The 13,507-nt window shown below is 48.3% G+C and carries 12 protein-coding genes and 1 tRNA gene; 3 read left to right on the top strand and 10 right to left on the bottom strand.

Features of this window, described 5'->3' with window-relative positions; translation table 11 throughout:
• Positions 1–744 precede the first annotated feature (744 nt).
• The 4 genes from C1N53_RS21000 to C1N53_RS20985 all read right to left on the bottom strand — a co-directional run bounded on the left by C1N53_RS21000 (position 745) and on the right by C1N53_RS20985 (position 4,416).
• Positions 745–1,878 carry an ATP-binding protein gene (locus C1N53_RS21000; RefSeq protein WP_137761166.1) on the bottom strand — a complete coding sequence of 378 codons (1,134 nt, stop codon included), beginning with the start codon at positions 1,876–1,878 and terminating at the stop codon, positions 745–747.
• A 361-nt stretch (positions 1,879–2,239) separates the two neighbouring features.
• Complete coding sequence (locus tag C1N53_RS20995) at positions 2,240–2,482, bottom strand: hypothetical protein (protein WP_137761165.1); 243 nt, start codon at positions 2,480–2,482, stop codon at positions 2,240–2,242.
• Positions 2,483–2,718: 236 nt separating this feature from the next.
• Complete coding sequence (locus tag C1N53_RS20990; protein ID WP_137761164.1) at positions 2,719–2,934, bottom strand: hypothetical protein; 216 nt, start codon at positions 2,932–2,934, stop codon at positions 2,719–2,721.
• Between the two features lie 606 nt (positions 2,935–3,540).
• Positions 3,541–4,416: a diacylglycerol kinase family protein gene (locus C1N53_RS20985; RefSeq protein ID WP_137761163.1), complete on the bottom strand. Its 876-nt coding sequence runs from the start codon at positions 4,414–4,416 to the stop codon at positions 3,541–3,543.
• 99 nt (positions 4,417–4,515) lie between these two features.
• Between C1N53_RS20985 and surE the strand changes: the two genes are divergently transcribed.
• Both surE and C1N53_RS20975 read left to right on the top strand, forming a co-directional pair.
• On the top strand, positions 4,516–5,256 hold the full coding sequence (surE, locus tag C1N53_RS20980; RefSeq protein WP_137761162.1) for a 5'/3'-nucleotidase SurE: 741 nt from the start codon (positions 4,516–4,518) through the stop codon (positions 5,254–5,256).
• A gap of 170 nt (positions 5,257–5,426) precedes the next feature.
• The gene (locus C1N53_RS20975) at positions 5,427–6,569 is read left to right on the top strand and encodes an alpha/beta hydrolase (protein WP_240773318.1); all 1,143 of its coding nucleotides are present in this window, start codon (positions 5,427–5,429) and stop codon (positions 6,567–6,569) included.
• Between the two features lie 396 nt (positions 6,570–6,965).
• Here C1N53_RS20975 and C1N53_RS20970 read toward each other — a convergent pair whose 3' ends face one another.
• Positions 6,966–7,301: a hypothetical protein gene (locus C1N53_RS20970; protein ID WP_137761161.1), complete on the bottom strand. Its 336-nt coding sequence runs from the start codon at positions 7,299–7,301 to the stop codon at positions 6,966–6,968.
• A 720-nt stretch (positions 7,302–8,021) separates the two neighbouring features.
• Here C1N53_RS20970 and C1N53_RS22710 point away from each other — a divergent pair.
• Positions 8,022–8,432 carry a JAB domain-containing protein gene (locus C1N53_RS22710; RefSeq protein WP_371415969.1) on the top strand — a complete coding sequence of 137 codons (411 nt, stop codon included), beginning with the start codon at positions 8,022–8,024 and terminating at the stop codon, positions 8,430–8,432.
• A gap of 76 nt (positions 8,433–8,508) precedes the next feature.
• Here C1N53_RS22710 and C1N53_RS20960 read toward each other — a convergent pair whose 3' ends face one another.
• From C1N53_RS20960 to C1N53_RS20940, 5 genes are all read right to left on the bottom strand, one after another.
• Positions 8,509–9,723: a site-specific integrase gene (locus C1N53_RS20960; protein ID WP_137761160.1), complete on the bottom strand. Its 1,215-nt coding sequence runs from the start codon at positions 9,721–9,723 to the stop codon at positions 8,509–8,511.
• Between the two features lie 252 nt (positions 9,724–9,975).
• Positions 9,976–10,060, bottom strand: a tRNA-Ser gene (locus C1N53_RS20955).
• Positions 10,061–10,176: 116 nt separating this feature from the next.
• On the bottom strand, positions 10,177–12,030 hold the full coding sequence (locus C1N53_RS20950) for a DUF4153 domain-containing protein (RefSeq protein ID WP_137761159.1): 1,854 nt from the start codon (positions 12,028–12,030) through the stop codon (positions 10,177–10,179).
• A gap of 102 nt (positions 12,031–12,132) precedes the next feature.
• Positions 12,133–13,089 carry a YihY/virulence factor BrkB family protein gene (locus C1N53_RS20945; RefSeq protein WP_137761158.1) on the bottom strand — a complete coding sequence of 319 codons (957 nt, stop codon included), beginning with the start codon at positions 13,087–13,089 and terminating at the stop codon, positions 12,133–12,135.
• Complete coding sequence (locus C1N53_RS20940) at positions 13,086–13,499, bottom strand: thioesterase family protein (RefSeq protein WP_137761157.1); 414 nt, start codon at positions 13,497–13,499, stop codon at positions 13,086–13,088. Before C1N53_RS20940 ends, C1N53_RS20945 begins: the two co-directional genes overlap by 4 nt.
• Positions 13,500–13,507 lie beyond the last annotated feature (8 nt).

Raw genomic sequence — 13,507 nt, 5'->3', positions numbered from 1 at the left:
AGTTCCTCTCTTGAATAATGCCGGTAGAGAATCGTTTCGTTAATTCTCCTACCATCCATACCCTGTTACTCCTCTTCGATACTCACAGCATTGGCAACAAATTATCAACAACAGTGACTAATCACTAACATAGACGAGTGAATGTAACAAATAAATTTTCGATAACAAATAATTTACCCTGATCACTCGTCAAATTGCCCTGACATCCGCTGGCTCTATGCGTAAACCTGGACGAGTACTGAATAGGATAGCACACGCAGCCTTACCAGCATGATCATCCTTGGAAGAGGGCCGCAACATTCGGTTCCAGCACTTGATGGTTGAACCTACAGGGTCTAAACTGCTTTGAAACAGGAAAATCAGGATGGTTATAAGAATAAGCTGCAGCAACTGCCAAAGGCCTGCCGGTCAGCTGTATGGTAAAGCGGGGTATGCATTATTAACAATGAGCAAGGGATGTGAAGCCTATGAGGTGAAATCGGTTTGGTCAAAACCTTTGTTGGCTCTTTAGCCGCTTCTAACCAGCTGGATTACCGCGTATGCTCTGCTCCGAATACATTAATTACTTTCTACTCCGGCCATCCGAAAGGATTTACAATCCCATGAATAGAAGGACAGGATCTGGAGGAAGGGAAAAGCAAAACAGGCGCTTCATTTTTTAAATTCCAAAGCGCCCGAAGCAGGCCTTAAGTAAACGGTCCAGGAATTGAATCAGCCTGTAGGGCAGGACCACTGGACTAATGCTTACAGCGCAGCAGGAAAGTATACCTTGAACTCGGAGCCGACGCCAGCTTCACTCTTCGCCTCAATCCTGCCTCCGGCATTCTCTACAATCCGTTTCACCATAAAAAGTCCAATGCCTGTGCCTTCCACATGGTCGTGGAAACGTTGGAACATGGTGAATAGCTTTCCAAGGTGATCTTTCTCCATGCCCAAGCCGTTGTCCTTCACCTTCAGCACGACAAAGCCCTTCTCCAGGTAAGTCTCCACATCTATAAGGCAATCCCGTTCGGTAGACCTGTACTTGACCGCGTTGCTGAGCAGGTTAGACAGGACGCTTCTGAAGTTCTTCCTCGAGAACTTCAGCTGGTGCACCTGGAAATCGGTTTTGACAAAGAACTCTCTCCGGCCGGACGGGTAAACCAAATCTTCTTTGATATTCTGGAAAACTTCCTGGATATCGATAACTTCCTCAGACAGCCTCTCCGTCGCATCTTTCTGCAGCTTGCTTACTTCCGTCAGGTCCTCAATGGTGCGCTTAAACCTGTTCACGGAATTTATCACCAGCTCCAGCAAATGTTCTGTTTCAGCACTGAGGCAGCCTGTCTCCAGTAAATCCTCCTTCATAAACTGTATGAGTCCTTCTATGTTGGTGATCGGCGAGCGCAGGTCATGGGAGGCCGTGTAGACGAAGTTGTCCAAGTCCAGGTTAATCCGTTGCAGCTCCGAGTTTTTGTCTTTTAAGGCATTGTGCCGTTGCGCCAGCTCATCCTGTATTTCCTTTTGTTTGGTGATGTCTCCGGTGACTTTTGTAAAGCCGATGTGCTGCCCGTCGCTCCCGTATATAGGAGTGAGGGTAACATCAGCCCAAAAATATGCCCCGTCCTTACGTCTGCGCCAGTCATGTGCTTCATATGAGCCGTTCTGCAGGGCAAGCGCTATCTCTTCCTCCGGCTTTCCGCCTTGCTGATACGTTTCCGGAAAAAGCACCCCGTAAAACTGGCCAATTATTTCTTCTTCACCGTACCCCTTCAGCCGCTCGGCTCCTATGTTCCAGGTTACAATAACGCCTTTGGTATCCATCGCAAAAATGGCGTAATCCTTTACCTGATCGATAAAATTAGTTTGCAGCCGTTCGGCCAGTTCTTGTTTGTCCATAACCCAAAATGCAGGATTTTCTTACTCTACGTGGCTATACAGTTTTAAGCTGTTCGACGACCAAAAAAAGCATTTTAATCACGTGCCTGTAGCCAAGGTACTCCGTAGCATTCCCAAGATAGTGAACGGTGGTTGTATCCAAGAGAATAACAAGCCCTTTCGCCCTGGAACATAAACGCAACGGTTTACCATAATGTAAACCCTTTTTCAGGCTACGTGGTAAAATTCACGTGCTGTGTCAGCAGGTTGGTCCATCTCAAAAAGAAAGGATATGGCACAAGAACCCATTGTTAAAAGAAAGGTAATTGCGGTTTTAATCGTTAGCGTCATTTTAGGGTAGTAAAATTCAGAACAAGCAAGCTCACAGTTGTGGCAGCCGAATCAGCTCCAGGTAAGGCTCCAGCAGCTTGCCGCTGCCAAAACCGTGCACCAGCACAATCTCATTGGCCTCGGGTGCAAACCACACTTCGGCAAAGAACCCGCCCATGTGGTAGAGCACGGCACTGTATCTGAAGTCGATGCGGATAGCCATGAAGGTCCTCCGCTCCCATACGGCCTCGGCTCTTTCGTTAAGGGAACCGGAAAGGAAAGTCTGCAAGTCCATGTTTCCCTATACGAGCAGAGCGTCACATCCGATATGCAGCCTTTGCATGAAAAATTCATATAACGTAATAGCCATTTCAGGGCAAGCGGATATTAAGCTTAAACCATTCGTTACAAAGGAAGTAAACAGAAGCAATGCAGCCTGTACCGAACTGTACCGGCTGCATTACAAGTCTTTGCCAGCGGTTGACACGCATGAGAAGGCCCATGCAAAGAGATACACGTGCCGGTTAGAAGCTAATCTACCTCCTCCCCAGCCTCCAGTTCATCAAGCTCTGCATACAGGATCTTCAGGTTCACCTCATCGGTTTCGGCAATCCTCTCCAGGTCCAGCGTTCCGTCTTCCTGCAGGTAGTCCTGGAATAGGGAGTTCTCCTTGGTGGTAAGCTTTTCCAGCTGGCGCTGCTTCATGCCGCTGATTTTGTCCAAGTAATAGGCTTTGTCTTTTGTCATGGTTTGTTTTAAGTTTTCACTAGATGCGGCCAGGCAATGGTCCGTGCGATCCCTGGCCTTGAAAGTAACGTAGTGGCATAGGAAACGTTTCCCGGCCTGGCTACTAAATATGGGTCTCCCCCTTCTATCCCAGCCTATCCTCCGATTGCTAGACAGCGCGTGTTGAAGCTTACCCCGCTTTTGGTTATAAAAGCACGCTTTCTTCCCTCGGTGGTACCTATCCCAAGAGGTGCTTTACGGCTAATGGAAAATCCGCTTGCTGTGGTTCATCCACGAAGGGAACAAGCGTACCTGCCCTAGCCAGACCCATGGAAAGACGTCGCCCCGCCCACTGACACTCTTCTGCCACCACAGTCCGGCAATTGCAGCTTGGTTCTGGAAAACCCTGGGCTAGCTGCGCAGCCTCATGACGCCTCCTTGTCACCACCCGAACTTGAGCAGGCTGCCGGTTGAGAAAGATAAACGTCATGGACCACTGCAGGTACCGGTCTTCGGCCGGATATGGTGCTAACGGCGGAAGTAGCTGGAGACCCTAAGCCTCGCTCCGCCTTAGAAGCCGGCAAGCCCCCATGGCATGCCCCACATCAGGCAAGACGCTGATCAGGTTCACAAAAACAGAAGGCCTTGCGGTAGCAGTTGCACTTCCAGATGGACAGGTCCCTCTGCCTCATGCGCCGTGTCGTCGATGTGGTAATGCTTCCCCTGCCACTCCACCTCCACTTTCCGAACCTGTCTTACCTGCGGTAACCAGCTATTCTCATGCCCGTTCAGGCACCTGGTCAGGAAAGTTGAGAACTGTTCCCGCTCATCTTCCCGAATCAGCACGACATCCAGCAGGCCATCGCTGGGAGTTGCCTCCGGTGCCAGCTCCATATTAGGGCCGGCATATTTAATGTTCATCACCTCCACCATCAGGTAGTCCCCGGAAAGCACTTCTCCGTCTAATCTTATAGTGCAGGCATGCGACCGGTAGCTGTTTACGATCTCCTTTTGATGCAGCAGTGCGTCTTCCAGTTCTTCTTCGCGGCTCGCTTTTTCTTTCTTTTCATCCTCGCGCTTCCGGATCAGCCTGGGAAACAGCCCTGCGCCCACCGACTCAAAGAAGTAAGAGGCACCCTCCGGCCCGATCACCTGTCCAACATTGAATGCGTGAAGGTTGGCTAGATCCCAACCGGAGATGATCTCTGCGGGTTCTCCGGCAATGCCTAATGTTGCCGCAATGTTGTTGGCTGTGCCAAGGGGCAGCAAACCTATCGGTACATCATGCCCTATCAGGTGCTTTGCGATCTTCTGTACCGTGCCGTCCCCGCCGGCTACCACCACTGCATCTCCCGGTGTTTTTAAAGCATCTTCATAATCTTCTTTTGCCGAAGTATAGGATACTTCATATCCCTTCTGATGCAGCAGCCGGAGCAGTTCCTCTGCTGAATAACGCTCAAACCCAGCTCCTGGATTGTGCAGTAAGGTAACTCGTGTAGCCATAAACCAGTATGAGAAACGTAAATGTTGGCTGTTTGATAACGGCAATGCCTACCGGCGGGTTATCTCTGGCCGAAGTCTTAAATTTTAAACTTGTTGTAAATGCGGATTCTGATAGCAAACGATGACGGAATTTATAGCCCGGGCATTCTGGCCCTGGCCCAGGTAGCTTCTGAGTTTGGGGAGGTACTTATTGTGGCACCTGATGTAGAGCAGTCTTCCATGGGGCATGCCATTACGGCAACTCGGCCGCTGATGTACAAACGCACGCCCATAGAAGGTTTCGAGGCTTATCGGGTCAACGGAACGCCAGCCGATTGCGTGGCGCTGGGGCTCTTTCATCTGGAGCACAAGGCCGACGTCGTGCTATCAGGAATCAACCTGGGGACGAACCTGGGCAATTCGGCCTGGCACTCAGGCACACTGGCTGCAGCCAAACAGGCGGCCTTGTTCGGCTGCAGAGGCATCGCCTTCAGTACTCCTGTTACCCGCGACGAACCGGATTTTACATCTATCAAGCCTTTCGTCAGGCAATCGCTGGAGCTTCTGTTGCCGCAAACGGATCTCTCGCTGGTTAACATAAACATTCCAGTCAACGCAAAGGGCCTCTGCTGGGCCAGGCAGTCCTTGCGCCATTATGACGGCAAGGTGGTGCCTGGGAAAGATCCGATGGGGCGCGAGCACTTCTGGTTTACGGTGATCCCGGTAGAAGAAACCGAAGAAGGCACAGACCGCTGGGCCGTAGACCACGGCTATGTATCCCTCACGCCGCTACGCCTTGACCTAACCAACAACGAAGAGCTGCAAAAGGCGCAAGAACGCTCTCCGCTGGATAAAAGGTAAAGCCCTTATGTTGCTGAACATGTTCCTTATTCCCTTGTACCGTTAGCTTACCCTACGGGGAGTTTCACCAGGATTTTCTGCCACAATTGTACTTTTTTCAAGTCGCTTAAAGCTATGGATTGCAACAGCGCCGTATGTTGTAGAGAATAACTTGAACAAATTGCACATTTATGAAAGTAGAATCTATGAAAACAGCTATCGCTTTGATACAGGAATCAATCCGTACGGGCACGTGGAAACAAAGGTGGTGCCAGTTCGCGCTGGTCGGCATGGTGGCTTTTATGGCCTCCTGTAACGATGATGACATACATACCGGTATAGAGCCCGATGGGCCCAGACCTGAGTGGGGACCTACGATCGGTGATGAGATGCTGGCGGTGATAGAAGCGCTCGACAGCCTGCAGACTGGCCCGCCGCTGCATGAACTGTCCGCCCAGGAGGCACGCCAGGCCCCTACCGCTGCCGATGCCGTTATGGCCGTGATGGAAAACAATCATATTCCGATGCCGCCTTCGCAGGTAGACACCGCAGGAATGGAAATTCCTGTGGATGGGGGAAGCATTCACATCCGGACCTACACCCCGCGCAATGCAACAGAACCTTTGCCCGGGATAGTGTACTACCATGGAGGTGGCTGGGTGATTGCCGGCATTGACACCTACGATGCATCAGCCAGGGCGCTGGCAGAGAAGGCGGGTGCGGTGGTTGTATCGGTGGCCTACCGTCAGGCCCCGGAGCATAAGTTCCCCACGGCGCACGAAGACTCTTATGCCGCTTATGCATGGGTCGTAAACAATGCCGCCACTATCCATATTGATCCTGCACGTATAGCCGTGGCCGGTGAGAGTGCCGGTGGTAACCTGGCCGCTGCCGTGAGCATGATGGCCCGCGACAGAAACATGCAAATCCCGGTGCATCAGTTGCTGGTGTACCCCATAGCAGGCTATAATTTTGACACGCCTTCTTACCAGATGTATGAAGATGCGAAGCCTTTAAATGAGCCTTTGATGAGGTGGTTTTTCGACAAGTACCTCAGCTCGCCCGAAGATGCACAAAAGCCCTGGATTTCGTTGGTGGATGCCCCTGATCTGCAGGGATTGCCTGCTGCCACGGTCATCAACGCTGAAATAGACCCGTTGCAGAGCGAGGGCCAGATGTATGCCGACAGACTGGAGGAAGCAGGTGTGGCCGTGACTTCAGAGGTTTTTGAAGGTGTTACGCATGAGTTCTTCGGTATGGCTACAGTAGTGCCTGCCGCCGCAGAGGCGCAGGAACTGGCTGTAGGGGAACTAAAGAAAGCGTTTGATAAATAGTAAAGATCAACTACTATAGTTACTTAAATTCAGAGGGAGAACCTGTAACAGGTTCTCCCTCTGAATTTTAAAGGCTTTTACCAAAGGTTATCATTTGCTCTTATACAAGTGGCTGTCCTGCCAAACCGATTCAGACCAAAGCCGGACGCCATCTCTCTTAAAGCTTATATGCCCCGGTGCTAAATAAATCACCAGTTGATAAACTGGCAATCTCTTCACAGGACCTTCTGCCGCTATAGACAGGGTTCTGAATAAGCCTTTTTAAAAGGATTAGGCAATTTTTTTGTTGCAGAAGGATGAAACAACCTTTGGAAGACGATGAAATAAGTGTAACAGTTCCTATATCATCTTACAGAGCAACAGATGAAGCTACCATCACAACTGACAGTTGATGCTTTATTTAGGTAAGACGATGTAAATGTCTCCCAAGTTAAATGGGGGAGTATCGTTTTTCACTGCACCCACATCTATGCATAGGTTATGGTAGAGGTGGCGAAAAATATAGCAGTTAACGCTCAGTTCCTGGAAGTACAGGCACAGCTCATCGAGCTTTACCAAACAATCGACTTCCTCGCCTACCTCTGTATAAGTGCTATCCAAAAATACCTCAATGGCAGCCAACTGAGGGAAAATCGCCTTATAGGTGGCTGCTGTGTTTAGCAGTCTGGCGATAATGGTGTCGTACCGCTTCTTGGTGGCCCTCACCTCTGTTAGTCGCTCCTCTTTGTGCATTACGCAATCAAAATTGCATCAATTCGAAGAGCACAAATACAAGCTACGATACAGGCAGGCTTAAAATCAACAGGTTAATGCACCACGCCCGTTGTAAAGGCAAACTAGCTATAGGCAAAGCGCATGCACTAAAGGTACAAAAACCTGTTGGCAATCGTTCACAATCCAACAAATACTTGGTAAACTCTACTCTCTTGCCTGTGAGATGATGTAATTACTGTACAAACCAGTATTTAAGACTAAGTTGTAGCTATTACACATAGGGCTATCGTTATCCAATAAATCTTCCTACAAAACATCTATTCTTAAACTAATAATTAAGGCTGCCCAAATGTTGAGAAGGTACAGGTTGTTAGTTACCTGAATGTACCTTCTAGCAAATCATGTACAACATCTCAACAGCTTAGCAGTAAGGGTGATGGTCAAAGAACAGCGACTGTAAGCAGCATCTTGCAAGACAATTGAAGTATAAATCTGACGCCATTCATATTATGGCAAAGGTAGCCATCCGCGCCTGACAAGGGACAAGGTCGTCCAAACAAAATGGGTATCCACCTGCGGTGGAGTCTCCGCATTTTTTCCATCTCCGCCTGACCCATAGTCCGTCCCGAAGGCAGGTGGGGCACCATAATCAATTCCTGACGCTACAAAGACAAAAATTATGGTAAAGCTTCTTAAAAACTCCTCCTTTTCCAAAGTAGCAGTGATAAAGCTCTCCTACTGCCCCAAAGTAAACCCTCTGCAAGACAACTAATCACCTGCTCAGCCGACTGTAACCAGGCGCTCAAGCAAAGCCGGGATTCCGGCAAAATTGAGTTTGTCGAGCAGTTTAAGGTGATGCTACTCAACAGGGCCAACCGGGTGCTGGGCATCTACGAAACTTCCACGGGAGGCGTGGCTGGCACGGTGGCCGATCCTAAGCTCATCTTCGTGACGGCCCTGAAAGCCTGCTCCTCCTCCATCTTACTCTGCCACAACCACCCCTCGGGCAACCTCACCCCCAGCGCGGCAGACCTACAGCTGACAAAGAAGATGAAGCAGGGTGGAGAACTGCTCGACATTGTCGTTCTGGACCACATCATCCTCACCAGTGAGGGTTACTACTCTATGGCAGATAAAGGGGTTTTGTAGCCCCTTTTTTCAACTTCCCCGAGTCAGTTGACATCAGATAAAGATTCTTAACCTCAACCATCTTTTCAACCTAATACTACAATTTGAGCTTCTCCTTCAGTTGCTGCATGTCCTGGCTCACCTTCTGGTCCAGTATCTTGGCGTAATGCTGCGTGGTTTTAATATTGGTGTGGCCCAGCATCCTGCTCACCGACTCAATGGGCACCCCGTTGGAGAGCGTGACGGTGGTGGCGAAGGTATGGCGGGCGATGTGGAAGGTCAAGGGTTTGCCGATACCGCACAGGTCTGCTATCTCCTTGAGGTAGGCGTTCATCTTCTGGTTACTCAACACGGGGAGCACCCTGTCCTGGTTCAGGCACTGCGGGTGCTTTTCATATTTCTCCAGAATGGTCAGGGCCATAGGCAGCAGGGGGATCCTGGAGATCGTGTCGGTCTTCTGACGGCTGGTGTAGACCCACTTCCCTCCATCCGGGCCGGTGACGATCTCCGAACGCCTGAGTTTCTGCACGTCGGCGTAGGCCAGGCCGGTGAAGCAGCTGAACAGGAAGATGTCCCGCACCTGGCTGAGCCGCTCCATACCGAACTCCCTTGCCGCCATCCGCTGCAGCTCTTCTTTGGAGAGGAAAGCCCGCACCACCTCCTTTTTGCTCATCTTGAAGCCCAGGAAGGGGTCGAGCTGCAGCCAGCCGTTCCTCAGGCAGATGTGGATCACCTTCTTAAAGTTGCCCAAGTACTTCATGGTGGTATTGTGGGCGCAGCCCCTGACGCTCTTGAGCCAGAACTCGTAGTCGGAGATAAACCCGAAATCGAGCTTCCTCACGTCGATATCCGCTGCCTTGTACTTCCACTCTATGAAACTGCTGGTATGCAACAGGGAAGTTCTGTAACGTTCCAAGGTTCCAGGAGCGTAATCTTTCCCCACCATTTTCTCCATACGCTCGTTGTGCTGCTGGAAAACCTCCAGTAGCATGACGGGCTTCTCCTCCACCCCCAGCCACTTGTCCCGGACTGTCCCTGTTGTGACCGGTTTCCCTTCCTGCAGAAGCTCCTGCTGGTATGCGTACACCTTGGACCTGAGCATGTCCAGGTAGGCGTTAACCCTCCTGGCTTCCTCTGTGTTACCCTTCACGCGCCCTGCTTCCACGGACCATTTTCCGGGGGCGACGTGACTGTGTGTGCAGGTTTCGAACCTCTTCCCGTTGATGGTGACGCGCAGGTAGATGGGCAGCAGGTTGTCGCTGGTGGTCCTGGATTTTTTGCCGTAGAACAGGATGCTGATTTTAGTGTCCATTTCGTTTCCTCCTTTTACTGTTTAAGTTAACATTCATTTACAGGCTCCACAAGATGTACACAACATGTACATCTTTCTGAAAATCAGAAGGATACAACAAATTCGGATACCAAAATTATTTTTGGCTTTTGGTATCCGAATTGTACTCCTTAGGATAGAGAAAAACTGAATGATTTAGCAAGGGTGCAGAAACGAAAAAGCCCGTAAATCAATGATTTACGGGCTTTTTGCTGATTTTGGTATTCCTACCAGCAGAGAGTGAGGGATTCGAACCCCCGGACCTGTTACAGTCAACGGTTTTCAAGACCGCCGCATTCGACCACTCTGCCAACTCTCTGTATTAATCGTGCACAAAAGTATATCACTGTTTCGAATTATCAAAACTATACGACAATATTTTTTCGCAGGTTTAGCACATTAAGCGATAAACAACTGATTATAAACAACAAAATTTTATTCCTTCTGCTTTACAAAAACAGCACATTCTACCTGCATTAACTCCTTGCCTTTCTCGCTATAGTTTATCCATATGTTTTGCAACAGTACCTTTACCTCTACCCGCTTTCCTTGTAAGTAATGCGTCATTTCTGCTTCAGGCAAATTTTCAACACCAGATTCATTTGTCTGCTGCAGGTATGGCTGCAGGTTCAACACCAGTGTATCATCATAATATCTAAACTCCAGAGCACCTTTATCCGGCTCTAATTCGCCCATGAACGGATTGCCGCCAAGTGAAAAGCTTTTGTGCCTGTATTCGGTTTGCACATTCGAACTCAATAAAAATGCAGGAATAAAATAATCGTATCCTTGTACTTTATAAGAAGCCTCTTTATCAAGCTTAAAAGAATGATAGCTAATAACACTCTCAGCATACCCCTCGTATTGGTTTCGATAGTTTAAGCCCATCATGGCTACCAGCTCTTTCGCCTGCGCTTCCTGCCGGGCCCACCGGCTCCAACTCATTGTATCAGCCTGTGCGGTAAGCAAGGAATCAAGGTCTTGCCTGAACCATGGCTGCAGTACCCTTGGGTCATGCATTTCCACCAGGTATCGTACAATAGCGCTGATCTCAGCTTCTGTTTTAGCCTTTGGTTTGTTATTGCTGATGCTACTTACATGATCACCCACAAGCAAATTGTTTTGCTTTAACAGGTACTCCAACCGCTTTACCTGGCTCCATTCTGAAATATGAAAAGCATTTACAGCGGGCCCGAAGGCACCTGTAAGGATTACAATACTAAGTGTAACAGGTATAAATTTGATATTCTTTTGCTTGCTGAAAAGAAAGTACAAGGCCGTACAGAATAACCATAAAGCCAGCACAAGTACCACATAGCGAGGTTCTGTAATGCCATACTCAGAAACTCTCCGCCAGATCGCCAGCAGTAGCAGGATAATCAGAGGAAAAAGTGCTCTGTAAAACCACTTTATAAATGTGCGCATCCAGGTATTCCCTTCGTGCTGCCTGACAGGATGTATCAACAGCAGCGATAAGATACCTGCTACAGAAAAACAAAGGACTAATACCGAAACCCACCCATTCGGCCACTGCCATTGTATTATAATTTTGCCAAAGTATAAGTACAGAATTACCAGATACAGACTTACCAAGGGCAAAAGCACGAACTGCGTGAACACCTTCAGCCCTTTCGGGTACTGGTGTTCCTGCTCCAACTCCTGCACGTTCGTAGGCACGCCTGCCAGGAAAAACCAGGTATTGAACACGCCCACCATAAACAGCCACAGCTGAAAATAGAAATTTTGCGACACATCCACAGAGAACAGTTTCTCTAAAGCCAGAACAGCTATTGCAACGCCTATATAAAGTACAGCTGAATACAGCACAGTAGTAAGCAGCCGCAAGAAAAGGGCTTTATTAAACTGCCAGAACGCATTTTCTTCTTTGCTGTTTAGGAACATGACATAAGAAGCCGCTAAGTGCAATACCAGTGACAACATCAGAAAACGGAGCCATTGCGGCCCCTCTACCTGCTTAGGAAGAAGCCCATAGTATACTGCCAGAAAAAGGATTCCCAGGAAAAGGAACAGCCATCGCTTTGCACCTCCAAACTTGTAGCGCTGCACAACCAACTCTATTACAAAAAAGAGCACCAGGCCTAGCGCACCAAGCAGCATCAGCTTGTCCAGGTAAGGATACAGGTGCAGTTTATCATAACTGATTTCGGCGCGCCAGATAGCAGCAGCCGTACCTCCTATAGCAGATAACAAGGCAAAAGGATATGTGAGAAAGGTATCAACAGCACCCCGATACAGTTGCTGCAGGGAAATTAATTTACGGAAGGCCATCTCTTTAAACTATGAACGACTAAACCTCAAGCAGAAGTTTTCTTTCAGAAAGATAGCACTTTTGATATATGATTGAAACAGTAATTGTTTGCAAGCAGCTTCCTATCTATTCACCAGCTTAGGGCCTCTGCTGATCAGCCTTTTGGTAACCGAATCGATACTCACGTTTATTTCAAAGCCCAGGATCAGGATCATTGAAATAAAGTCCAACCAGATCATCAGACCGATTAAAGCACCAATAGAACCATAAAATTTATTGTAGGAATCGAAAGCACTGATGTATAATGAGAAGATCATCGACACCAGGAAAATCAGACAGGTGGCCACCACGGCACCAGCTGAAAAAAAAGGCCATTTATCTTCTATAGCAGGCACATAATAATAAATAAGGGCAGTAGCCAGCAGGAAAAGCAGAATAATAGCTACATATTTAAGCATAACCAATAAAGTATAGGTATAGCTTTCAGTTACAATTTCATAGAAAACCAGGATATCCAGAATCCATTGCCCAAAGAAGATTGCCGAAACTGCCAGCAAAAGAATAAAAGCAAGTGTAAAGGTGAGCACAGTAGCTATAATCCGTTTCCTGATGTAACTGCGCTTATAAAAGGTCTTATACTTCTTATCAAAGGCATCCATCAGCGACATAATGCCATTTGTAGACAAGATCAGTGCAAAAAGAAACCCGAAGGATAACAACCCTCCTCTTGGCGTACTTACAATGTCGTTAATGGTGCCATAAGCGACTGAGTACATTTCTTCGGGCATAAAATCTGCCAGGAAGTTTAAGATACTTGCACCTAAATCCAGAGAAAGAATACTCGGAATATAAGGGATAAGCGTGAACAGGAAAATGATGGTTGGGAAAATAGCCAATGTAAAATTAAAGGCCATATAAGAAGCACGCTTTGTAACAGAATCGCCCCGCAGTTCTCCTACCAGCACATCGGCCACATCGTATACCGAAGACTGTCCGTTATTGAAACGCCACTTCTTCAGAAAAACGATAAACTTCCGGTACGCCCTGCGGCGCTTTAAATATTGTTGGTTCAGCCTCATTCGCTAAAATAAGCATCTAACTTCTGGTGTATAAGATCCGGCACCGCTGTCGGCCGCCCCGATTTCATATCGACAAACACCATGGTTGTTTCGCCTACATTCAGGAGTGTCTGCGATTCGTTATATACCTCGTACTCAAAAAGTATACGAGAACCTGTCGGTTTATTTTTCAGAAGCAGCTTAATGGTAAGCAGGTCGTCGTATTTAGCTGGCCGTATGTATTTACACTTCAGCTCCAGTACCGGCATCATGGTACCTGTCGCCTCCATCTCCTTGTAATGTATACCCAACCTGCGAAACACCTCGGTACGGGCTACCTCGTAGTAGGCGGCATAATTGCCATAGTATACATAGCCCATCTGATCTGTTTCGGCATATCGCACCCGTATCTGTACTTCTGATTCAAACATATTTTCCT

This window comes from Pontibacter sp. SGAir0037 (assembly GCF_005491705.1).
Taxonomy (GTDB): domain Bacteria; phylum Bacteroidota; class Bacteroidia; order Cytophagales; family Hymenobacteraceae; genus Pontibacter.
Note: the sequence above shows the minus strand (reverse complement) of the source record. Positions and strands in the feature narration are given on the sequence as shown.

Excerpts from the sequence above, each read along its gene's own strand:
- C1N53_RS21000 (WP_137761166.1), bottom strand. The coding sequence starts at position 1,878 with ATGGACAAACAAGAACTGGCCGAACGGCTGCAAACTAATTTTATCGAT.
- C1N53_RS20995 (WP_137761165.1), bottom strand. The coding sequence starts at position 2,482 with ATGGACTTGCAGACTTTCCTTTCCGGTTCCCTTAACGAAAGAGCCGAG.
- C1N53_RS20990 (WP_137761164.1), bottom strand. The coding sequence starts at position 2,934 with ATGACAAAAGACAAAGCCTATTACTTGGACAAAATCAGCGGCATGAAG.
- C1N53_RS20985 (WP_137761163.1), bottom strand. The coding sequence starts at position 4,416 with ATGGCTACACGAGTTACCTTACTGCACAATCCAGGAGCTGGGTTTGAG.
- surE (WP_137761162.1), top strand. The coding sequence starts at position 4,516 with ATGCGGATTCTGATAGCAAACGATGACGGAATTTATAGCCCGGGCATT.
- C1N53_RS20975 (WP_240773318.1), top strand. The coding sequence starts at position 5,427 with ATGAAAGTAGAATCTATGAAAACAGCTATCGCTTTGATACAGGAATCA.
- C1N53_RS20970 (WP_137761161.1), bottom strand. The coding sequence starts at position 7,301 with ATGCACAAAGAGGAGCGACTAACAGAGGTGAGGGCCACCAAGAAGCGG.
- C1N53_RS20960 (WP_137761160.1), bottom strand. The coding sequence starts at position 9,723 with ATGGACACTAAAATCAGCATCCTGTTCTACGGCAAAAAATCCAGGACC.
- C1N53_RS20950 (WP_137761159.1), bottom strand. The coding sequence starts at position 12,030 with ATGGCCTTCCGTAAATTAATTTCCCTGCAGCAACTGTATCGGGGTGCT.
- C1N53_RS20945 (WP_137761158.1), bottom strand. The coding sequence starts at position 13,089 with ATGAGGCTGAACCAACAATATTTAAAGCGCCGCAGGGCGTACCGGAAG.
- C1N53_RS20940 (WP_137761157.1), bottom strand. The coding sequence starts at position 13,499 with ATGTTTGAATCAGAAGTACAGATACGGGTGCGATATGCCGAAACAGAT.